General features: G+C 64.8%; 17 protein-coding genes. 9 read left to right on the forward strand and 8 right to left on the reverse strand.

Translation table 11 applies throughout. The annotated features are described in order from the left end of the window. Positions 1–1446: hypothetical protein (locus tag AC1DKD_RS21580; RefSeq protein WP_477143685.1), on the reverse strand; the 1446-nt coding region annotated here is incomplete at its 3' end. Between AC1DKD_RS21580 and AC1DKD_RS21585 the strand changes: the two genes are divergently transcribed. Then, entirely contained in the window at positions 1423–1599 is a 177-nt protein-coding gene (locus AC1DKD_RS21585) for a hypothetical protein (RefSeq protein WP_441637546.1), read from the forward strand. The genes AC1DKD_RS21580 and AC1DKD_RS21585 overlap by 24 nt on opposite strands. Positions 1600–1705: 106 nt before the next feature. Here AC1DKD_RS21585 and AC1DKD_RS21590 read toward each other — a convergent pair whose 3' ends face one another. The 5 genes from AC1DKD_RS21590 to AC1DKD_RS21610 all read right to left on the reverse strand — a co-directional run bounded on the left by AC1DKD_RS21590 (position 1706) and on the right by AC1DKD_RS21610 (position 6501). Continuing rightward, on the reverse strand, positions 1706–2878 hold the full coding sequence (locus AC1DKD_RS21590) for an ABC transporter substrate-binding protein (RefSeq protein WP_441637548.1): 1173 nt from the start codon (positions 2876–2878) through the stop codon (positions 1706–1708). A gap of 242 nt (positions 2879–3120) precedes the next feature. Continuing rightward, positions 3121–3828: an ABC transporter ATP-binding protein gene (locus tag AC1DKD_RS21595; protein ID WP_441637550.1), complete on the reverse strand. Its 708-nt coding sequence runs from the start codon at positions 3826–3828 to the stop codon at positions 3121–3123. Then, positions 3815–4579, reverse strand: a complete 765-nt coding sequence (locus AC1DKD_RS21600) for an ABC transporter ATP-binding protein (protein ID WP_441637552.1) — start codon at positions 4577–4579, stop codon at positions 3815–3817. Before AC1DKD_RS21600 ends, AC1DKD_RS21595 begins: the two co-directional genes overlap by 14 nt. Then, the gene (locus AC1DKD_RS21605) at positions 4572–5627 is read right to left on the reverse strand and encodes a branched-chain amino acid ABC transporter permease (RefSeq protein ID WP_477143686.1); all 1056 of its coding nucleotides are present in this window, start codon (positions 5625–5627) and stop codon (positions 4572–4574) included. Before AC1DKD_RS21605 ends, AC1DKD_RS21600 begins: the two co-directional genes overlap by 8 nt. Before the next feature lie 10 nt (positions 5628–5637). After that, positions 5638–6501 carry a branched-chain amino acid ABC transporter permease gene (locus tag AC1DKD_RS21610; RefSeq protein ID WP_035864592.1) on the reverse strand — a complete coding sequence of 288 codons (864 nt, stop codon included), beginning with the start codon at positions 6499–6501 and terminating at the stop codon, positions 5638–5640. A gap of 438 nt (positions 6502–6939) precedes the next feature. Here AC1DKD_RS21610 and AC1DKD_RS21615 point away from each other — a divergent pair, with 438 nt between their 5' ends. The 3 genes from AC1DKD_RS21615 (at position 6940) to AC1DKD_RS21625 (ending at position 9834) form a co-directional block, all read left to right on the forward strand. After that, the gene (locus tag AC1DKD_RS21615) at positions 6940–7812 is read left to right on the forward strand and encodes an IclR family transcriptional regulator (RefSeq protein WP_441633327.1); all 873 of its coding nucleotides are present in this window, start codon (positions 6940–6942) and stop codon (positions 7810–7812) included. 91 nt (positions 7813–7903) lie between these two features. After that, entirely contained in the window at positions 7904–8716 is an 813-nt protein-coding gene (locus AC1DKD_RS21620; protein WP_441633329.1) for an SDR family oxidoreductase, read from the forward strand. A 143-nt stretch (positions 8717–8859) separates the two neighbouring features. Beyond that, positions 8860–9834, forward strand: coding sequence for a Bug family tripartite tricarboxylate transporter substrate binding protein (locus AC1DKD_RS21625; protein ID WP_441633382.1), 975 nt, complete (start codon positions 8860–8862; stop codon positions 9832–9834). A gap of 1299 nt (positions 9835–11133) precedes the next feature. Here AC1DKD_RS21625 and AC1DKD_RS21630 read toward each other — a convergent pair. Next, positions 11134–12528 (reverse strand): MFS transporter, encoded by a 1395-nt coding sequence (locus AC1DKD_RS21630; protein WP_441633331.1) that lies wholly within the window; start codon positions 12526–12528, stop codon positions 11134–11136. A 351-nt stretch (positions 12529–12879) separates the two neighbouring features. Between AC1DKD_RS21630 and AC1DKD_RS21635 the strand changes: the two genes are divergently transcribed. From AC1DKD_RS21635 to AC1DKD_RS21655, 5 genes are all read left to right on the forward strand, one after another. Continuing rightward, positions 12880–14397 (forward strand): pyridoxal phosphate-dependent decarboxylase family protein, encoded by a 1518-nt coding sequence (locus AC1DKD_RS21635; RefSeq protein ID WP_441633333.1) that lies wholly within the window; start codon positions 12880–12882, stop codon positions 14395–14397. Then, complete coding sequence (locus AC1DKD_RS21640; protein ID WP_441633335.1) at positions 14394–15674, forward strand: ATP-grasp domain-containing protein; 1281 nt, start codon at positions 14394–14396, stop codon at positions 15672–15674. Before AC1DKD_RS21635 ends, AC1DKD_RS21640 begins: the two co-directional genes overlap by 4 nt. Further along, complete coding sequence (locus tag AC1DKD_RS21645) at positions 15619–17220, forward strand: hypothetical protein (RefSeq protein ID WP_441633337.1); 1602 nt, start codon at positions 15619–15621, stop codon at positions 17218–17220. Before AC1DKD_RS21640 ends, AC1DKD_RS21645 begins: the two co-directional genes overlap by 56 nt. A 555-nt stretch (positions 17221–17775) precedes the next feature. After that, positions 17776–18378 (forward strand): response regulator transcription factor, encoded by a 603-nt coding sequence (locus tag AC1DKD_RS21650; protein WP_441633339.1) that lies wholly within the window; start codon positions 17776–17778, stop codon positions 18376–18378. Between the two features lie 121 nt (positions 18379–18499). Then, positions 18500–21694: an ATP-binding protein gene (locus AC1DKD_RS21655; RefSeq protein WP_477143687.1), complete on the forward strand. Its 3195-nt coding sequence runs from the start codon at positions 18500–18502 to the stop codon at positions 21692–21694. A gap of 178 nt (positions 21695–21872) precedes the next feature. On the opposite strand, the gene AC1DKD_RS21660 is transcribed toward AC1DKD_RS21655, so the two are convergent. After that, a complete protein-coding gene (locus AC1DKD_RS21660) occupies positions 21873–22292 on the reverse strand; it encodes a hypothetical protein (RefSeq protein ID WP_441633342.1) in 420 nt (139 codons plus the stop codon). Positions 22293–22518 lie beyond the last annotated feature (226 nt).

Here is a 22518-nt window from a genome sequence, read left to right on the forward strand (position 1 = left end):
GCGCAAAGCTTCGGGCGCCCGGCCATCACGGCCCGCGTGCCGGGCCGCCCGGCCAGCGATGAGCTGGCCCAGCGCTTTGCCCGCGCCGGCGGCACCGTGCCCGGCGCCGGGCCGGCATGGCGTGGCGCCGGCAATGCGCCAGGCGGGAACCCGGCGGCTTCCGCGCCCGTCAGGTTGAGCCAGGCTGCGCCTGGCTACCATGGCCGCAACGGGGCAGGCCAGATGCCCGGAACGCCGGGCGCTCCCGGCGGCGGGAATCCTGGCATGCCGGCCTTCGGCCCACAACGCGCCGACGGTGGCGCCCGCCCGCCCGCGCCGCAGGGCCTGATCGGGACCGAGCATGGCGGCCAGCCACCCGTGCAGGGCGGCGATCCGCGCGTGCGCGGCTGGACCACGCGTCCGGACCAGGCGCGCGGCTTGCCGCCGCAAGGGGGCCAGCCAGGTTCGCAACTTCAGCAGGCCCAGCAGTTCCAGCAACGCCAGGCCGAGCAACGGGCCGCCGCGCAGCAGAATGGCCGTACCCTGCAGACCGATCCGCAGGGGCTGGGCCGCCAGCAGCAAGAGCGGCAGATGGGAGACCAGCAACGGGCGCAGCAGGCGATGCAACAGCAGCAGGAGATGCAGCGCCAGCAGCAGCAACGGCAGATAGGGGACCAGCAGCGAGGGCAGCAAGCGGTGCAACAGCAACAGGAAATGCAGCGCCAGCAGCAAGAGCGGCAGATGGGAGACCAGCAGCGGGCGCAGCAGGCGATGCAACAGCAGCAGGAGATGCAGCGCCAGCAGCAGCAACGGCAGATAGGGGACCAGCAGCGAGGGCAGCAAGCGGTGCAACAGCAACAGGAGAGGCAGCGCCAGCAGCAGGAACGGCAGATGGGAGACCAGCAGCGGGCGCAGCAGGCGATGCAACAGCAGCAGGAGATGCAGCGCCAGCAGCAAGAGCGGCAGATGGGTGAGCAGCAGCGTGCCCAGCAGGCGATGCAACAGCAGCAGGAGATGCAGCGCCAGCAGCAGCAACGGCAGATCGGTGAGCAGCAGCGCGCCCAGCAGGCAATGCAACAGCAGCAGGAGATGCAGCGCCAGCAGCAGCAACGGCAGGTCGGCGAGCAGCAGCGCGCCCAGCAAGCGATGCAGCAGCAGGAAATGCAGCGCCAGCAGCAGGAACGGCAATTGGCCGACCAGCAGCGTGCCCAGCAGGCGATGCAACAGCAGCAGCAACGGCAGGTGCAGGAACAGCAGCGCCAGCAGCAGGCAATGCAGCAGCAGGCCATGCAGCGCCAGCAGCAGGAGCGGCAGATGCAGGAGCAGCAGCGGCAGCAACAGGAACAACAACGCCAGCAGCAGGCAATACAACAGCAACAACAGCAGCAACAACAGCAAGTCATGCAGCGGCAGCAGCAAGACCAGCAGCGCCAGCAGCAGGAGATGCAGCGCCAGCAGCAGGAGCATCAGCGCCAGCAGCAGGAACAGCAGCGGCGGCAGCAGGAGCTACAGCGTCAGCAGCAGCATGCGGCGGCGCAGCCGCAGCCAGTGCGGCAAGTGGCGATGCAGCAGCCTGATGCACAAGGGGGAGCCGGCAACCTGCCGCAGTACCGGGCCTGAGGCCCGCATCCGGTAGCGCAAAAAGACAAGCCCGCCACGGTACGCCGCGGCGGGCTCGCTGCCGGCGCCTGGCCCGAGCGCCGGTTCTCTCCTTTGCTTCGCGCGCTTACTTCGCCAGTTCCGACAGGCGCACCGGGGCAATCTTGCCGCCCTGCACCCAGCCCACCACGGTGTCGGCGACGGTGCCGCCCTTGGCGTCGAGGCTTTCGATCTCGTTGGGGTTGGCATCCTTGGCCAGCGTCTTCACCGCCTCCGGCATCCTGGCCCGGATCGCGGCTGCGTCGGAGGTGGTGCCCGCCAGCTTCATGGCGCCCGCCAGCGCGTACACCATGGTGTAGTTGAGCGACATCTCGGTAGTGGCGTCGCGGCCGTCGTGCAGTTTCTTGTATTTGCTGTTGTAGGTCTGCGCCGCCGGGCGGGCGTCGTTGGCCAGCGGCATCACGCCGATCGATCCTTCCAGCATGGCCAGGCCGTTGGTGACTTTGGCCATCTCGTCGAGCTTGGCCTGGTCCATCACGATAAAGCCACCCTTGAAGCCCAGTTCGCGCGCCTGCTTGACCACCAGCGCGGTCGGCTCGGACGGGCCGCCGACAAACATCACATCGGGTTTGTCGGCCAGCACGCGCGACACGCCGCTGTAGAAGTCGGTGGCCTTGGTATAGGACATCGGGTTGTTGGCCACCACCTTGCCGCCGGCGCCTTCCCATGCCGGCACGAAGGCTTGCACCCAGGCCTTGGCGTAGTCGTGGTCGGCCGGCGCCAGCGCCACGTTCTTGCCGTAGCGCTTCATCTGCGCCTTGATGAAGGGGTCGATATAGCCGGTGTATGCCGGCGGGATGCGGATGGTCAGCTTGTTGCCGGCGTCGGTGATGCGCGGCACGCTGGAGTAGGCCATCACCAGGAATTTCTCCTGCTCGTTGAAGGCTTGCAGGGCGAAGATGCCGCCGGAGTGCGGCACGAACACGGCGGGCGTCTTGTATTGCTGCACCAGGCGGCGCGCGTTGATGGCGGCTTCGGCGGGGGCGTATTTGTCGTCCAGCGAGACGACTTCCAGCTTGACCTTCTTGCCCTTGACTTCCAGGCCCGAGGCGTTGATTTCGTCTACTGCCATCTGGATGCCGGACAGGACGTTCTTGCCGTACAGGGCGGCGCCGCCGGACAGTGGGCCGGTGTAGCCGAGTTTGACGACTTCCTGGGCGAAGGTGGTGCCGGATGCCATCAGGGTGGCCACGGCGGTGGCGGCGAGGGGGAAGAAGCGGCGGATCATTTTGGTCTGCATTTGGCTGTCTCCTGATGTGTTTGTATTGGGTCTGACTGGAACGTGGAACGGCTTGACTTCAAATTCAACTTCAAAGGCTTAAAGTCAAAGGCGGTTTCACCCCCCTGCGGGGGGGCGACCTACTTTCTTGTCTTGCCAAGAAAGTAGGCAAAGAAGGCGCCCCATACGGCCTGGTACACCTTGACGGCTCGCTTCGCATCGCTTGGGGGGTGGCCCGGTTGGGCCACGAAAGCCGGCAGGCGCTATCCGCCGATGTACGCCTTCCGGATTCCTTCATCCTTTAGCAGCGTGTCGCGGTCGCCTTCCATCACAATGCGGCCGCTTTCGATCACGTAGGCGCGGTGGGCGATGCCCAGCGCGGCGTAGGCGTTCTGTTCGGCCAGCAGCACCGTGGTGCCGGCGCGGTTGATGCGCTGGATCACCTCGAACATCTGCTTGACCACCAGCGGCGCAAGGCCGAGCGAGGGCTCATCGAGCAGCAGCGTGCGCGGCCGGCCCATCAGCGCGCGGCCGAGCGCCACCATCTGCTGCTGGCCGCCTGAGAGGGAGCCGGCCGGGTCGTCCTTTTTCTGCCGCAGGATGGGGAACATCTCGAACACTTCTTCCAGCGAGCGTTTGATGCCTGCCGGGTCGCGCCGGTGCACGTAGGCGCCCAGTGTCAGGTTCTTCTGCACGCTCATGGCGGGAAACAGCTTGCGGCCTTCCGGGCAATGCACCAGCCCGGCCTGCACGATCTGCGAGGGCTTCATGCCGGCAAGTTCGCGGCCGTCGAAGCGCATGCTGCCGCCATGGGTGCGCTGAATGCCGCTGAGCGCCAGGAAGATCGAGCTTTTGCCGGCGCCGTTGGCGCCCAGCAGCACCACCAGCTCGCCGGCACTGGCGTTCAGCGTGATGTTGTCCAGGGCGCGGAAACTGCCGTAGGAAAGCGAAACGCGTTCAAGCTGCAACATGGTCGGCTCCCAGGTAGGCTTCGATGACCTGCGGATCGCGCTGGATCTGCGCCGGCGTGCCTTCGGCGACTTTCTCGCCGTAATTGAGCACCATGATCTTGTCGGCCAGCCGCATGATCATGTCCATCTTGTGTTCGATCAGGCAGACCGTCTTGCCGTGGCGGACCATCTTTCGGATCAGCTCGGCCAGGCCTACGGTCTCCTCCGGATTGACGCCGCCGGCGGGCTCGTCGAGCAGCAGCAGTTCGGCATCGGTGGCCAGCGCCAGCGCAAAGGCCACGCGCTTGCGTTCCTCCTGCGTGATGTCCGCGGCCACTTCATGCGCGAGGTGCGTGAGGCCGACGAAGTCCAGTGCCTCCTCGGCCTTGGCGCGGCACAGGCGTTCTTCCTCGCGCAGCCGGCGCGTGTTGAAGATCACGTCGGCAAGGCCCGAGTGCGTGCGCAGCCGGTGGCCCACGATCAGGTTGTCCAGCACGGTGGCGCGGTCGAACAGGTGCGTGGCCTGGAAGGTGCGCGCCACGCCGAGCCGGGCGATCTGGTCGGCGCGCAGGCCCGCCACGTCCTGCCCCTTGAGCAGGATTTGCCCGGAGCTGGGCGCGTGGGTGCCGGCGATCAGGTTGAAGAAGGTGGTCTTGCCGGCGCCGTTGGGGCCGATGATGGCGTTGATATGGCCGGTCTCGAAGGTGATCGAAACATCGTGCACGGCGGTCAGTCCGCCGAATTTCCTGGTCAGGTTGCGAATCTCAAGCATGGTCGGCCCCTGCGTTGGCGGCATTTGCGGCGTTGGCATTCGGGTTGGCGACGACGGGCGCGCCGGCTGGTTGCGCGCGGCTCTTGCCGCCGCGCCGCGCGGCGGCGGCGCGGCGCGCCTGGCGTTTCGCCCACGAGCCCACGATGCCGTCCGGCACGAAGATGATCAGCAGGATCAGCACCGGCCCGAACACSAGCATGCGGTAGTCCTGCAGGAACTGSAGCGTCTGSGTGACCCACGGTACCAGCACCGCGCCCAGCAGCGGCCCCAGCAGCGTGCCGGTGCCGCCCACCAGCATCGCCATTACCATGTCGAAGGTGAGGTCGGTGCGCGCGATATCGGGTCCGAGAAAGCGCACCTGGCCCGCGTACAGCGCGCCGGCAAAGCCGGCATAGCCCACCGACAGCACGAAGGAAAGCACCTTGGTGCGCATCAGGTTGATGCCGAGCGCCTCGGCCAGCGCGTCGCTGTTGCGCACCGCCATGAAGCTGCGGCCCAGCAGCGAGGTCACGATGCGGTGCATCAGGAAAGTGCCCGCCACCAGGAAGAACAGCACCAGGTAGTACTGCGCCTGCACGTTGTCGAATACCAGCGGCCCCACCGACGCCGGCACCGGGATGCCGATCAGGCCAACGGTGCCATGCGTGAGGCTTTCCCATTTTTCGATCAGCAGGTAGATGATGTAGCCGATGCACAGCGTGAAGATCGAGAAGTAATGCCCCTTCAGGCGCAGCGACACCRCGCCGACCAGGTAGCCCACCGCCATGCACACCACGCCGGACAGCACGAACGCGCCCCAGAACGGCACCTGGTGGTCCACGGTGAGAATGCCCAGCGTATAGGCGCCGATCGCCATGAAGCCGCCGTGCGCCAGGTTGAGCTGGCCGGTATAGCCCGTGATCAGGTTCAGCCCCAGCGTGGCGATGGCGTAGATGAAGGCCAGCGTCATCACCGTCAGGTAGTAACTGTTGGGCGTAACCAGCGGGAACACGATGGCCAGCGCCAGCAATAGCGCCCAGCCGGTCTTGCCTTGCAATGCTTTGCTCATGGTGCGCTCCTTATGCGGCCTTGCTTGCAAACAGGCCTTGGGGCCGGATCGACAGGATGGCCACCAGCAGCACGAAGGCGATGATGTCCTTGTAGTCGGTCGAGACATAGAAGCCGCCGAAGCTCTCGGCCATGCCGATGATCAGCCCGCCGACGATGGCGCCGGGAATGCTGCCCATGCCGCCGAGGATGATGATGACGAAGGCCTTGGTGATGACCAGGTTGCCCATGCTCGGATAGACCAGGTTGATTGGCGCGTACAGCGTGGCGGCAATCGCGGCGAGCGCGCCGGAGATGGCGAACACCAGCAGCGTGACGCGGGTGGCGTCGATGCCGACCAGCGCCGCGCCTTCGCGGTTCTGCGCCATCGCCACGATGGTGGAGCCGGTCACGGTACGCGTCAGGAACAGGTGCAGCAGCACCATCAGCCCGAATGCCGCGGCGATGATCAGCAGCCGTTGCGCCGGCGCGGTCAGGCCCAGCACCTCCACCATCTGGCCGTAGGGCGTGGGCATGCGATGGAAGTCCGCGCCCCACAGTGCCTGCGCGCCGGCCTCCAGGAACAGCATGATGCCGATGGCGGCGATCATGTCGTGCAGCTCGGGCGCGTTGCGCAGCGGATGGAACACCAGCCGGTCGGCCAGCATCGACAGCGCCGCCACCGCGATGGCGGCAGCGCCCATCGCCAGCCAGTAGTTCACGCCAAGCGACGTCATCATGTAGTACGAGACGTAGGCGCCTGCCATGTAGAAGGCGCCATGCGCGAAATTGGGCACGTGCAGGATGCCGTAGACCAGCGTCAGGCCCAGCGCCACCAGGCTGTACACGCCGCCCAGCGTCAGGCCGTTCAGGACTTGTTGAAGAAACAATGTCACGGGCTTACCTCATGCGACTTTTGCAAACACGAACGAAGGCACGCAAGCCGCGGCGCGGGCTGCGTGGAAGTGGCGGCGCCGCGCGCTAAAGCCGGGGCCGCTTGATCAAGCTGGGGCGGGAATCAGCCGCGAGGCGGTGCGGCTTGTTGAAAGGCGTGCTGCATGCGTTGTCTCCTGTGCGATGCGGAATGGCCTGCTCAGGCAGGCCCCGGGTGCCGGTGTCGTCGTGTACCGTGAAGCGTGCCACGCATGTCGCTGTAGTCACGTTCCAGCACGATCGTTCGTTTTCATTGACTGTTGCATACGGCCTGAGGCACAGTCAAGAAATACGGAATTGTCTTCCGCACAGCGAAATAGCCGGCGCGCCTCTGTCCACAGCCTTTCATGGCGGCCACAGGCACGTTCTTCACCAGCCGTTGCCCAGCGTCCTCGCCACGTATGAAACGCACCTCGTCGATTCCGCATTTGCCCGCCGACGCGCCGCTTGCTGCCGTCGCCGCCGTCGATGCGCCGCCCCGTGCGGCGGCGCAGGACACCGACCGAGACGACCGCAATTTCGTCACCGCGCTGGCGCGCGGGCTTGACCTGCTGCGCGCCTTCGGCCCGCACGACGATTACCTGGGCAATGCCGAACTGGCACGCCGCGCCGGCATTCCACGTCCCACCGTTTCGCGCCTGACCTACACGCTCACCAGCCTGGGCTACCTGATCTATTCCGCCTCGCTGGAGAAGTACCGGCTCGGCCAGGGCGCGATGGTGCTCGGGCAGCGCTACCTGGCCGGCTCGGGCATCCGCGAGATCGCGCAGCCGCTGATGCAGTCGCTTGCGTTTGCCACCGATTGCACGGTCGCGCTGGCGACATCGGACCGCCACGAGATGGTCTACCTCGAGGTATGCCAGCCGCGCGGCGCGCTGGTCATGCGGCTGGCGCCGGGCTCGCGCTTGCCCACCGCCACTTCCGCCATCGGGCGGGCCTGGCTCGCCGGGCTTGAGCCGGCGCGGCGCGCCGCCGTGATGGCTGACCTGGAGCGCCACTATGGAGCGCGCTGGCCAGCCATCCGCATCAAGCTTGAGCGCGCGCTGCGAGATTACGCCAGGCGTGGTTTCTGTCTGGCGCATGCCGAGTGGGACCGCACCGTGAGCGGCGCGGCGGCGCCGGTGGTGCTCGAAGACGGCGCGGAAGTGCTGGCCATCAATATCGGCGGCGCGGCTACCCGGCTCACGCCGGAAATCCTCGACGGCAACCTGGGCCCGCGCATCCGCGAACTGGCGGATGCGCTGCAGGCTCGCTTGTGGCAGGGGCGCGGATAGCATCGCCACCACCGTCGCGTATCGCATTCTCGCGGCCCAAGGGCCGCACATCTAGCTGGCAATGCAGACATAGCAAACAAAGGAGACAAAGATGGAGATTCGCAACAAGACCGTGGTGGTGACCGGCGCGGCGACCGGTATCGGACGCGCGCTGGCACTGGCCTTTGCCGCCGGCGGCGCGCGTGGCGTGGCCGTGGCCGACCTGGATGCGAAGGGCGCGCAAGAGGTGGCCGCCGAGCTGGCCAAGGCCAGCCCTGATTGCCAGGTGTTCGCGCAACAGGTCGACGTGGCCGATGCTGCCGCGGTGCAGGCGCTGGCCGACGAAGCCACGCAGCGCTTCGGCCAGATCGACGTGTTCTGCTCCAACGCCGGCATCATCCTGCGCAAGGGTCTCGAGGCCAGCGCCGAGGAGTGGCAGCGCATCTGGGAGATCAACGTGATGGCCCACATCCACGCCGCGCGCGCGGTGCTGCCGCAGATGCTGGCGCGTGGCGATGGCTATTTCGTCAACACCGTATCGGCCGCCGGGCTGCTGTCGCAGATCGGCTCGGCGCCGTATGCCGTGACCAAGCACGCTGCCATCGGCTTTGCCGAATGGCTGTCGATCACTTATGGCGATCGCGGCATCAAGGTCAGCTGCATCTGCCCGCAGGGCGTGCAGACGCGCATGCTGTTCGGCGAGGACGGCGATCGCAAGGGCTTCCTGCAGGCGGGCTCGGTCACGCCCGAGCATGTGGCGCAGGTCACGCTGGAAGGGGTGAAGGACGAACGCTTCCTCATCTTGCCGCATCCGGAAGTGCTCGAGTACTACCAGCGCAAGGGACAGGATTACGATCGGTGGCTAAAGGGAATGCGCCGCCTGCACGATAAAGTGATGGCGGAGTTCGGTGGCACGGTGGTGTGAGTGTGGCGTGAAATCCGCGCCATAGCATCATGCTGAGCCAACGCCGCCGCCGGACAGGCACGAGTTGTCGCGCCCGTCCGGCGGCGGCTTGCGGGACAATCTCTGGTACCAAAAAAACAAATCAAGTCATCGGGAGACATACCATGCGCATCACCTCTTTCGCAGCGGCCGTGCTGGCCACCTGCGCCGCATTCGCCGTGCCATCGGCCCAGGCCGACACCTATCCCTCCAAGCCGATCCGGATGGTGGTGGGTTTCCCTAGCGGCGGCGCGCCCGACATCCTGGCGCGCATCTTCTCGGAGAAGATTTCCCCATCCTGGGGGCAACCGGTGGTGGTGGACAACAAGCCCGGCGCCGGCGGCAACATCGGCGCCGAAGCCGTGGCGCATGCCGCGCCCGATGGCTACACGCTGGCGCTCGGCACCGTGGGCACGCACTCCATCAACGGTGCGCTCTACAGCAAGATGCCATATGACATGGTCAAGGATTTCGCGCCGGTGATCCTGGTCGCGTCGACGCCGAACGTGCTGGTGGTCAACCCCTCCGTGCCGGCCAAGAACGTGGCCGAGCTGATCGCGCTGGCGAAGGCCAAGCCGGGCAGCCTCACCTTCGGCACGCCGGGTGTCGGCACCTCGCCGCACGTGGCGGGCGAAATGTTCAACTCGCTGGCCGGGGTGAAGCTCACCCATGTTCCCTATAAAGGCCGTGCCATGGCGATTCCTGATCTGCTCGGCGGCCATATCTCCATGATGTTCGACAACCTGCCTTCGGCGCTGCCGGTGATCAAGGAAGGCAAGGTGCGGGCGTTAGGGGTGACCAGTGCCAAGCGCTCGCCGTCGGCACCGGATATTCCTACGCTGGCGGAGCAGGGGTTGCAGGGGTTTGACGCGGATTCGTGGTTTGCGATTTTCGCGCCGGCGAATACGCCTAAGGATGTGGTTGCCAAGCTGAATGCCGAGTTGAATCGGATTTATCAGTTGCCGGATGTGCAGGCCAAGTTGAAGACGCTTGGGTTGGATCCTATTCTTGGGACTCCGGAGAAATTGGCTGGTTTTCAGCGGGCGGAGATTGCTAAGTGGGCGAAGGTGGTGAGGGATTCGGGGGCTAAGGCGGATTGAGTTCTTCTTGGGGGGAGTGTTTTCGGCGTTGGTTTTTGGACCCAACAGCGTACGACATTCCCCCTGCGGGGGGACGCCGGTCACTCTTCTTTGCTTCGGCAAAGAAGACTAACGAGAAGAAAGCCGACCCTGCCGGGAGCAGAGCCATCAGACTCTTCAACTGCGTTGATTGCGTCGTGCGGGTGGTGGCTTCGGCTGGCATGTCCTACCGGCTTCAACGGCTGCTCCCCTGCGTACCACACGGGTTTCGTGGTGCGGCCCCTAGTGGCGGGCGCCGCGCCCATTCGGCCATCTGCCGTTCGCGATGCAACGGGCCACGATTCTTCGAGCCCAACTGGTTTCGTGGTTTTGTCTCTGGCGGAACGCGCGGTGATTGTTCGATCCCTGCCGTTCGYAGGGGGCGGCGCCGCGCAACTTCGCAATGATGCGTTTCGTGGTGGGCGCGGTGGCCCACGCTCAGTCCCCTGCGGCCTCGTTCATGGATTGGTCGAGAACCGCACAACACCGTCGCCAGATCCTTCCGTGTTCGCTGACCGGGCCACGGCGCCACCACGAAACGAAGACGGCCGTATGCAGTCACGGCTAGCGCCGGTACGGCAGGGTGTCAATTGGCAGGGTATTTGCCGTCAGAGACAAAACCACGAAACCAGCAAGGTACGAAATGCCGTGGCCCGTTGCCCCGCGAACGGCAGATGGCCGAATGGGCAGGGCGCTCACTATCAGGGGCCGCACCACGAAAGCACTGGGTAATGCTATTGCGCTGCCCTTCGAGTCGGTAAGGCAGGCCAGCCAAGACCTTGKGCCTGACGACGAAACCACCRACGCSCAATAGCCTGATTGCTCTGCCCCCGGCAGGGTCGGCTTTCTTCTCGTTAGTCTTCTTTGCCGAAGCAAAGAAGAGTGACCGGCGTCCCCCGCAGGGGGATGTCGTACGCTGTTGGGTCCAAAAACCAACGCCGAAAAACGAGGCCACGGGCGATTGAGCGCGGGCCACCGTGCCCACCACGAAACCCATCATTGCGAAGTTACGCGGCGCCGCTCCCTGCGAACGGCAGGGACCGAACAATCACCGCGCGTGCCGCCAGAGCCAAAACCACGAAACCACCGGGCAATGGCATTACGCTACCCTTTGAGCCGGTAAGGCACGCCAGCCGACACCTGGGCCGCACGACGCAATCAACGCCGTTGAAGAGCCTGATGGCTCTGCCCCCGGCAGGGTCGGCATTCTTCCCGAACGCTGTTGGGTCCAAAAACCAACGCCGAAAACAAGACCCCTCAAGCAATGTCCCAATTCAAAACTCAAAGATCCGCATCAACCGCCCCCCGCACCGGCGCCGCAGTCCCCGTACCCCCCCGCAACCGACTAAAACTAACCCCCGCCCCAATCCCCGCAACAACCGCCGCCACACAAAGCGCCACCCGCGCAGCGCCACCCTGATCGATGCTGAACAACAACGCCAGCACGGCAGTCCCCGTAGTCTGCCCAAGCAACCGAGTAGTCGCCTGCGCACCGCTGGCGCCACCGCTGCGTGCGGGCGGCGTCGCCCCGATCATGGCCCGGTTGTTAGGCGACTGGAACAAACCGAACCCCAGCCCGCACATCGCCATGCGCCAGCACACGGCAAAGCTTGAAGCATCCGGCCCGAGCAGCGCCAGCCCCACCAGCCCCGAGCCCAGCAACGTCAGCCCGATGCCAGCCAGAACGCTGGCGGGATACCGGTCGGACAAGCGCCCCGACAGCGGCGCCATGATGGCCACCATCAACGGCCACGGCGTGATCAGCAGCCCGGTTTCATGCAGCGAGCGGCCAAGCTGGTATTCCAGGTAGAAGGGCAGTGCGACAAAGGACAGCATCTGCGCCATGAAGGAGCAGAAGGACGTACCCACCGCCAGCGTGAATGAGCGGCTGGCGAACAGGTCCACCGGCACCAGCGGCGCCGGCTTGCCGCGTTGCATGCGCACCAGCCACCAACCCAGCGTGGCAGCCACCACCAGCGCGGCCGCCGCGGCAGGCCGCCAGGCGGCATGGCCTGCGCCGTCCACACCCAGGATGAACAAGGCGAACACCACGGCCGATAGCAGCGCGCTGCGATAGTCGAAGCCATGCGGCTGGGGCGGCGTTGCGGGCAGCGCCGTGCGCGCCAGCGCCAGCGCGAAGATCGCCACCGGCACATTGACGGCGAACAGCCACGGCCAGCTGGCGAAGGACAGGATCAGCGCGCCCACCGAAGGGCCCACGGCGATGGTGATACCCACCACGAGCGCATTCAGGCCAATGCCACGGCCGAGTTTGGTGGGCGGGTAGATAAAGCGCACCAGCGCCGTATTTACGCTCATGATGCCGGCCCCGCCGATGCCCTGCACCACCCGCGCAGCCACCAGCACCGGCAGGCTTGGCGAGAGCGCACACAACAGCGAACCCACCAGGAAGACCGCCAGGCCGATGCGGTACACGCGCTTGTAGCCAAGGATGTCGCCCAGCGAGGACAGCGGCAGCAGGCACACCGTGACGGTGAGCTGGTAGGCGTTGACCACCCAGATGGTGCTGGATGGGTCCGACGCTAGCTCGCGCGAGATCGACGGCAACGCGATATTGGCGATCGAGCCGTCGAGCACAGCCATGATGAGGCCGCAGAACACGGTGAGGATGGCCCAGTTTCGTTGGGGATGGGGTAGGCCTTGGTGTGGCTGCATGGGAGGAGGGCGGGGGGTGAGGAGAGGCGGGAGCGTTGCTTAAGATGCTTGACGACACAATTATCGTCGCGTGCGGCGGCGCTCGCAAACTATCGGATTGTGTTAAGGCGGGCGCGGTGGTGTTGTTTTTTTGGTGCCCGCGGCGGTCGAGGGCCTGGCCCGCCGCTTTGCGTGGAAGCGGGGCGTGGGCGATGTTCAGCGTTTCCCTGAGAAATAAGGCAAAAAACCCGCCATCCTCTTCAAAACGCGCCAGCGGCCCGACGCTATGATCCCCTGCACGATGTCCCGGAACCGAGGTCGCGAGATGCCCCTCGGCAGGGGATGCATGCGTTTTCCGGACAGCCAATAGCCATGTCAACACCAACCAACGAGGGCCGCCGGCAGCCAGTCCCCGCCAGTCTCGACCCCGTCGACTGGAGCGGGCTCAGGGCGCAGGGTCACAGCATGCTCGACGATATGCTGGATTATCTCCAGGGCATTCGCGAGCGGCCGGTCTGGCAGCCGATTCCCGACGCGGTGCGCGGGCGCTTTCGCGAGCCCTTGCCCCGGCAAGGAAGCGGGCTGGACCAGGTTCACCGGACCTTCATGGACAGTATCCTGCCGTTTGCCGTCGGCAATGCGCATCCCGGCTTCATGGGCTGGGTGCATGGCGGGGGAACGCCCGTCGGGATGCTGGCGGAAATGCTCGCGGCGGGGCTCAATGCCAACCTGGGTGGCCGCGACCATATCCCGGTCGAGGTCGAGTGGCAGGTGCTGCGCTGGGTGATCGAGCTGTTCGGCTTCCCGCAGGATGCGAGCGGCCTGTTCCTGACCGGCTCCTCCATGGCCAATCTGTCCGGCGTGCTGGTCGCCAGGACCCGGGCGCTCGGCAGTGGCGTCCGGTCGGGCGGCGTGGCGCAAGCTTCGCGCCGCCTGAGTGCTTATACCTCGGCCAGGGCGCATGGCTGCATCGCGCAGGGCATGGACCTCGCCGGCCTGGGAAAAGACAACCTGCGATCGATTCCCGTTGACGATCTGGGGCGCATGGATATGGCATGTCTCGAGGCGGCCATTGCCGTCGATCGCGCTGCCGGCTTTACGCCATTTCTCGTCGTCGGCACTGCCGGCACCGTGGATACGGGTGCCATCGACGACCTGGCAGCGATCGCGCGCATTGCCCGCCGGGAGCAACTGCATTTTCATGTCGACGGTGCCTTCGGCGCCCTGGCCATGCTGTGCCCGCAATTGGCCCCGCGCCTGCGCGGAATCGAGCAGGCAGACTCGATCGCCTTTGATTTCCACAAATGGCTGCAAGTCCCCTATGACGCCGGCTTCCTTGTGGTCCGGGACCGGCAATTGCACTTGCGCACCTTTGCGACGCACGAAGGCACCTATCTCAGCCGCGGCGAGCGCGGCATGGCGGCCGGTTCGCCCTGGCCTTGCGATTTCGGGCCGGACCTCTCGCGCGGCTTTCGCGCGTTGAAGACCTGGTTCACGATCAAGGTCTACGGTACCGAGCGCCTGGGCGGCATGATCGCCCATACCTGCGCGCTCGCGCAAGAACTCGCGCGGCGCATCGATGCCGAGCCGGAACTGGAAATGCTGGCGCCGCTATCCCTCAATATCGTTTGCTTCCGCTTCATCGGCACCGGGCTTGCGCACGGCGCCATCGAACAGGTCAACCGCGATCTCGTCGTCGCCCTGCAGGAATCCGGCGTGGCCGCGCCGTCATCGACCGTGCTCGATGGCCGCTTCGCGATCCGGGTTGCCCTTTTCAATCATCGCAGCACCGAGCAGGACATTGATGTCCTGCTCGGTGCCACCCTTGCGCTCGGCCGGTCGCTGAGTGCACCGTTATCCATTCCCGAAGCCAGCGACTTGCCACAATGAATGCAATCCATGACCGCGTGACCCAGGCGCCGGGCCCGGATACCCTGATCGGTCTGCGCTACCTGCTGCGGGCGGCCCACCAGAATGAGGATCTGCGCCCGCTTGGCGCGGAACTGATCAAGCATCTGGAGTCGCATCCGGACGACGCGAACGCACTGATGGATCTCTCGCTGGTCCTGCAACTGATTGGCGATCATGCGCTCGCCATGACTGTCCAGGCCGAGGCGCTGCAGACGCGGCAGCTTTATCATCTGCCGACCTTGCGCGGTGATGGCGTTGGCCTGCGCGTGCTGGCCGTCATGGTGTCGGGCGATCTGATGGCCAACACCCCGATCGAATGCCTGCTGGGCAACTCCGACGTGGCGGTCGACGCACTGTATGTCACACCGGAAAACCCGCTGCCGCAGGCCGTGCCGGAGCACGATGTGCTCTTTATCGGAGTTGGCGAATCCGACCGTACCCAGCCCGTGCTGGAGCAGTTGCGCGCACTCGCGGCCATCTGGCCGCGCCCAGTGCTGAACATGCCGGATCGCCTGCAACTGCTGTCGCGGGACACGGCTGCGTCGATACTGGCGTCGGCTCCGGGCATCTGCATGCCGCCGACCCGGCGCGTGGATCGCCAGGTACTGGCGAGTGTCGCCAGTGGGCAGGCAGCGATCTCGTCGGTGCTGGGCGAGGGCAGTTTCCCGATCATCGTCAGGCCCCTTGGTTCGCATGCCGGCAAGGGACTGGAGAAAATAGCCGACGCGGCCGAACTCGCCGGCTACCTGGCGCACAGCCAGGAGCCTGCGTTCTACGTCTCTTACTTCATCGACTACCGGAACGCGGACGGCCAGTACCGGAAATACCGGCTTGTACTGATCGAAGGGCGCCCGTACGTCTGCCACGTCGGCATCTCCGAGCACTGGATGATTCACTATCTCAATGCCGGCATGGCGGAGAGCGCGGCCAAGCGGGATGAAGAAGCGGCGATCATGCGCGACTTCGACCACACCTTCGCGCTGCGTCACAAGGATGCACTCGCGCTGATTCAGGAGCGRCTGGGCCTTGACTATGTCGGCCTGGATTGCGCCGAGACGCCGGATGGCGAGTTGCTGGTGTTCGAGGCGGACACGGCCATGGTCGTGCACGATATCGATCCGGTCGATCTTTTTCCCTACAAGCAGCCGCAGATGCACAAGATCTTCGCTGCGTTCAGGACCATGCTGATCAACGCCAGCCATGCCGACCATGCCGACCGACCGCACGCTCCCGATGCCGCTGCCATCGACGGCTGACCTGCTGGTGAGCGGCGGGGATCATCGCATCGCGCTGGACCCCGTCACTGGCCGGAACAAGTATGGTTGCCAGCCATGCGCTTCACCGGGGCTGGTTGCCTTTGGCTCGTCCACTTCCTCGGGGATCTCGCCGGCGGCGTTCGCCGTGGCGGACGGACTTCGCGGCCGGCTGGCCGGCGGGCTGGCGCACCAGCCCGCAGCCGAGTTGTATCGCCGCGAGTTGGAGCGGTTGCGCGGCGAGTTGCTGGCATTGTGCGGCATCGATCATGCCCTTGACCCCGGGCTCGTCTTCTCGGCGTCGGGCACCGATGTGCATTTGCTTGCGGCGCAGGTGGCGGCGAGATTGTCGGGGGATGGCGGCGCCAGTGGCGTCCCGGTCCGGCCCCTGGTGATCCTGGCCGGCGAGGCCGAGAGCGGCAGCGGCGTGCCCGCGGCGCTGACCGGGCGGCACTTCAGCACGTATAACGCGCTGGGCCGTATCACCATCCCGGGCGAATCCCTTGGCCGGGCCTGCGCCAGCGACATCCTCAATGTGCCGATTCGTCACGCCGATGGCAGTCTCCGGGATGCCGACGTGGTCGACGTGGAAATCGAAGCGCTCGTCAGCCAGGCCGTGCATGACGGACGTCATGTGCTGTTGGTGCTGATCGATGTCTCCAAGACCGGATGCATTGCGCCAAGCATCTCGTGCGTGATGCGCCTGCACCGCCGCTGGCCATCGGCGGTGCAGGTTCTCGTCGACGCCTGCCAGTTCCGCATCGAGCCGGGCACCATCCAGGCGTATCTGCGCAACGGCTTCATGATTGCGCTGACCGGTTCCAAGTTCGTGGCAGGGCCATCGTTTTCCGGCGCCCTGCTGCTGCCGGCAGTGGCCGGCGAGACGCTGCGCCAGCGGGGCATCCCTGCGGAACTCCGCCTCTACTCTGCTCGCGAGGAGTGGCCCCGCGACTGGCCATGCGCGCAATCCCTTGGATCGCATGCGAATTTTGGCTTGCTGCTGCGCTGGCAGGCCGCGGTCCATGAGTTGCGCGAGTTCCGCGCGGTGCCAGCCCCGCAAGTCGAGGGCATTCTGCGGCGCTTCGCCAATGCCATCCGGCAAAGGCTGAGCCGCGATCCGGCTTTTTCCATCCTGGATGTACCGGCGCTGGACCGCACGGCGCTGAACATCCTGTCGAACTGGGACGATATTCAGACCATTTACCCCTTCCTGCTGTATCGGTCGGCTTCGCATGGCGGCAAGACTGCGCTCAGCCGCGACGAAACGGCTGGAATCTATCATCGGCTGCAAGGGCCGGGGCGCGGCGCCGACGCTCTGGCCTATCACATCGGTCAGCCGGTCGACTGTGGTCACAGGGCGGGTATCCCTGTCAGCGCCTTGCGACTGTGCATGAGTGCCAGGCTGGTGGTTCAGGCCGCGCGCGACCCCGGTCAGGAAATGGGCGTTATCAGACAGGCCATGTCCTGTCTGGATACGGTCGCAGCATTGGTTCGCACCCCACCATCCTCGCTCAGTGGCACCACAGTGCTGGATGCGGCATTTTCATAAGCCCCGGGCGGTAGCCTGTCGGTTTTTCCGCCTGGCTGGCGCCGGCAGCGCCGGGCTGCTTCATGCACTGGTGCGCGGCAGGCATGGTCATGGTTCCATCGGGTTCCATCGCCGCGGCATGATCCCAGGCTCGTGCCCGCGGAGGATGCCAGCCCAGGTCGTGGGTCGTCGCCTCCGTCATCATCATGGCATCGATTGCGACTTAAAAGGTATATGGCTTTAATCGTTGGTTCTTATAATATTTTTTAATAAGGTTTAAAGTAATTAATATGCCGGGAGACGAAAAAAGCACACCTTTCTTCCCGGTATGCATGGTGGATGAGACGACTGAGTTTTTTAATAGGAATTCGTACCGAGATGATCACTCGGTTGAGCCAATTTTCGGTTTCGCGGCTTGCCCGCGACTCGGGGATTACCCAATTTCCACTTCAGAATAATGCTGGCCTACTGTGCCGACGGGGAGTGCGTGTCACGCGGCCTATCGGTCGCAGCGCGGTGAACTTGCGGACCGGCCGGCATCCGGTAGCCAGGCACCAGGAAATGGAGGCGTAGGCTGTGTCAGCTGAGCGATCCGTAATCTATCTAGTCGACGACGATGAAATTGTGCTCTGGACATACCATGAGTTGCTCCGTGGTCTTGGCGCAGACATAAGGCAGTTTGTTTCCTCTCGCGAGTTTGTCGAATCGTACCGACCGGCTCCGGTTGAATGCCTGGTTTGCGATCTGCGCATGCCGGGGATGTGCGGCCTGCAGGTGCAGGGCGCGCTGGCAGGCATGGGCGTTTTTCCGCCAACCATCTTTGTCTCCGCTTACTCCGAGGTCGCTTCGGTGGTCAAGGCGATCAAGGCGGGCGCGCTCGATTTCCTGGAGAAGCCGGTCGATGGCGCAATGCTGGTACAAAAAGTGCGCGGCGCGCTGGAGCGCAGCCGCCAGATGTACGAACAGAGGCTGGCTTCGGCCGACAAACGCACGCGGCTTGCACTCCTGACCCCGAAGGAGCGAGTCGTTGCCTGGCACGTCACGACCGGCAAGACCAGCAAAGCGATTGCCACGGAACTGGGGATCAGCGCCCGTACCGTGGAAAATCACCGGGCGCGCCTGATGGAGAAACTGCAAGTCAAATCCGCAATTGAATTGACAACGCTGTTTCTTGATTGATCCATCCTGCCGGGACGCCAATAAAAAGTGACGAAGACCAGAAATCAAGGTCGCGTTATCTGCCGCCACCGGGCCGGAACGCCGCCGTCGTTTTACAAGCCGCGAACCGTCGCAGGAAATCATGATGAAGCGCTACTTCAGGAGTCTGCGAGGGACGGGCGGTAGGGAAACCCGCCTGAATTTCATCATGACGGCGGTCGCCGTCGTATTGCTGCTGGTCTTGAGCCACGAGGTGCTCGGGGGCCTTGAAAAGCAATTTCATCGGAGCGCCGAAAGCCGCCTGAAAGGCGTGCTTCAGGCGATATCGGACCTGAACCGGACCATGGGAGAGGATTCGGCGGGGCGGGTCGGGACCATTGCCGAGAACCCTGCCCTGATAAAACTGGTGAAACGTATCCTGGCCAATCCCGGCAGCGCGGATTTGCTGACTGAATTCGATCAGTGGATTCTGCCGATCTACAGGAGCCGGGGCTTCGACGGCTATGCCCTGATCAGGCCGGACCAAACCATTGTCGCGGCGAGCAGCCCGTACTATGTCAACTTCTCGAATCTGACCGAGCAGACAAAACGCACGTTGCGGGGGGCGCAGGAACTTGGATTTGCCATCTCGCGGCCCACTGTCTCGACGCTGCCGCTCATGGTCCAGGGCGTCGAGAAGCCGGCCGGGATGTTCTATCAGCTTGCGTGCGCACGCATCAATGCGGATGGACGGATCGTCGGCTACCTGTGCCTGCGCGTCGATCCCTACGTGGGACTATTCAAGATTCTCAAGGCGGGCCGGATAGGCGAAACGGGCGAGGCTTACGCGATCGATTCCTCCGCGCGCATTCTCTCCCCGACCCGCGCCTCGGAGCGCCAGGCGGCGCCGGATCGTCCGCGGCAAGATGTCGCCGGGCCGCTGTGGGCGAGAGTGCCCGGCAAGCAGCCTGCCGGCGATGCGCTGGCGCGGGGCGGCGCTGGCGACGCTCCGACCAAACTTGCGTCGCAGCTGCTGGCGAATAGAGGCGAGGAAGCGGTGGCCGCCGATGGCTATGACGGCTATGACGGGCACAAGGTCATCGGGGCTGGTCGATGGCTGGATAGCCAGGACATGGGGCTGGTCGTCGAGCTACACGTTGACGAAGCCTATCAATCGTACTTCCTGGTCCGGACGGCGATCGTGAGCCTTACCGCGATTGCGATCGGGCTGATCCTCGCGCTGGCGGCGTTCCAGTGGCGCGCGCGCCGCAGTGTGTGCGAGAACGAGGAGCGCATGCGCGCATTCCGCGAGAACGTGCCGACCGGGCTGGCCTACAAGAACCTCAAGGGCGTGGGCATCATGGCCAATCGCGCTTACGAGCAAGCCATCGGGGTGCCGCACGGCGCTGCCGTGGGATGCTGCGACTGGGACATCATCCCGAATCGCCGTATCGCGGAGATCAGCCGCGATATGCACGAACTGGTACTGGCCAGCGGAACCTCCCAAAGCCAGGTGCATACGACCAGTCCTCGTTACGGGTATGAACGTATCTTCCGCGTGGTCAAGTTCCCGGTGCGCGCGCCGGACGATGCGGGCATCATCGGCGTCGGTACCGTGGTCGCGGATATCACCGAGCAGGAGCGCACCCGGCAGGCCCTGGAACTGCTTACCAACACGCTGGAAGCTCGCGTCGAGGAGCGAACTCTGCAGCTGACGGTAGCCCGCGAGGCGGCTGAATCGGCTGCGCGGGTCAAGGCGAAGTTCCTGGCCAATATGAGCCACGAGATCAGGACGCCGCTGAATGCCATCATCGGTATGTCGCATCTGGCGCTGAACAGGGAGTGCGACGACAAGCTGGATCGCTATCTGGCGCGCATCAGCGCATCCGCCGGGCACTTGCTGGGGATCGTCAACGATATCCTGGATTTCTCGAAGATCGAGGCGGAAATGCTCACCGTCGACGCGCGCGAGTTCTACCTGTCCGAACTGCTGGACCGTGTCACTGGCCTGTTCTGGGAAACGGCGGAAGCGAAAGGCGTCATGATGTCCATTTCCACGTCCCCCGCGATTCCGCTTCGGCTTGTCGGCGATCCATTGCGGGTCGGGCAGATCCTGATCAATTTCCTGAGCAATGCGTTGAAGTTCACGGATCGCGGCGAGGTCTCCCTGCGAGTCAGGGAGACGCTCGTCCGCGACAGCCATATCGGCTTGTGTTTCGAGGTCGAGGACACGGGCGTAGGCATCGCGCCGGAACAGTTGCCGCAGCTGTTCACGCCGTTCCAGCAACTGGATAGCGCGATGAACCGCCGCTTTGAAGGCACGGGGCTAGGGCTTGCGATCTGCAAGAAGCTGGCGGAACTCATGGGCGGGCGTGTCCTTGCGCGGAGCCAGGCCGGCGTGGGAAGTACCTTCTCGTTCGAGGTATCGCTGGAGATTGCGGGAGCGGACCGGGCGGCCGGTGCGGGCTCCGGGCGTTCGCATACGGATACGGCGCCATCGGATGGCCGCTCGCTCGCCGGGCCGGCGTGGCAGGCATTGCACGGGCGCACGGTCTTGCTGGTCGAGGACAACCCGATCAATCAGGAGGTTGCGCGCGGTCTTCTCGAACTGGTGGGCATGGACGTGCATGTTGCCTGCGACGGTCCGCGGGCGCTGGCGACGCTCAAGGAGCACGCATTCGATATCGTGCTGATGGACATCCATATGCCGGGCATGGACGGCATAGAGACCACCGGCGCGATTCGCCACGGCCTGGGGCTGCAGRCCCTGCCGGTGCTGGCGCTGACGGCCGACGCGATGTCGGCTGACCGCATCCGCTGCATCGAGGGCGGGATGAACGATCATATTTCAAAGCCGATCGACGCAGAGGCGATGTTCCGCACCATTGCGGCATGGCTACCGCCCGTGGCTAAACCAGGGGGCGCGGATCGCGGTCAGGCAGGCGCGGGGACAAGGATGGATGTGGCGGCGCAGACGAGTCCCCCTGCGTCAGCGGTGGTGAAAGCCCTGAAGGGCGTACCGGGCCTGGACGCCGCTGCGGGGATCAAGCTCTTGTTCGGTCGCGAGGATCTCTATGTCAATCTGGCCAGGCGCGTATGCGCCGAACGCTCGGACGTGGTAACGCGGATCCATGAGGCCATCGGGGGCGGCGATTTTGGCCGGGCATGCCTGCATGCCCATGGCATGCAGGCCATCCTCGGCATGCTTGGGGCGGCGGAGCTCGCGCGGGCATGCATGGAGCTGGACCGTGCCTTGCGGGATGGCAAGGCGGATGCCGTGGCGCTCTCCACGCTGGGCCTGGACTTCCCGGCGCTGATCGCCAACATGCGCTCGGCGTGTGCCGTGGGCGCGGTATAAAAAAATCCAGAGCCAGCCCGGTGCATGAATCTGGCACTTCATCTGCAAGGGGGGGGACACGGGGAGTGCTGTTTCCCTGCAAGAATCGGCCATGCTGCTAATCCTCACGCGCAAGGCGGGCTCTGGACCGGAAAGCGTGGTGCCGGCCATCACATCAGTCGCTGGAACTGCCAACGATTCAGCGGCGTTCCGCGCCGACCGGGGCAGCACACAGGTCGAGTCCGGCGGACAGGAACCTGAGCGTGCGCAGTTCAATCTGGGTGAATACGCCGTTGATCGTCACCCATGGGTAGCGGACACCAGACACCGTATGCTCGAAAGCGATCAACGTCGCATCGCTGTCGATTGCGCACACGAAGCGCCGGACGCCGATGTCGGGATGCCGGACCTCATAGCGCGCGCGATGTTCAAGCCGGAACTCGCTCCGGCCTTCGCGGATCACTCTCGATATGGCATGCCCCGGCACGTCGGGCGCCAGACTGTTGAGAATGCGGCTTAACCAGTCGTCGTATTCCAGCGCGGTTTCCCCGCTGCCCACCGCCATCGTCCACTGGTCGATGCGCAAGGTATGGCGAGCAGATTGCTGATGAGATTCCATGCCTCATGATGGCTCGGCGACGGCTGCCGCGAAAGAGTAGAAGTACTCAGATCGCCGAGCCTGTATTCGCATCCGTTGCCGGGGGCGTCGGGGGAGTAGCGGAGAGGGGGAGTATTTTTACTCTTTTCGATTCTGCGAGACCCGATGACAATGCCGCCGATGCTTCGATCCAGCGAAAGACGGACCTTGATGTCTGCGGGAATTCGCTGTTGGTCGGGCACCATGC

The sequence above is a fragment of the Cupriavidus sp. 05T313 genome (assembly GCF_056396665.1).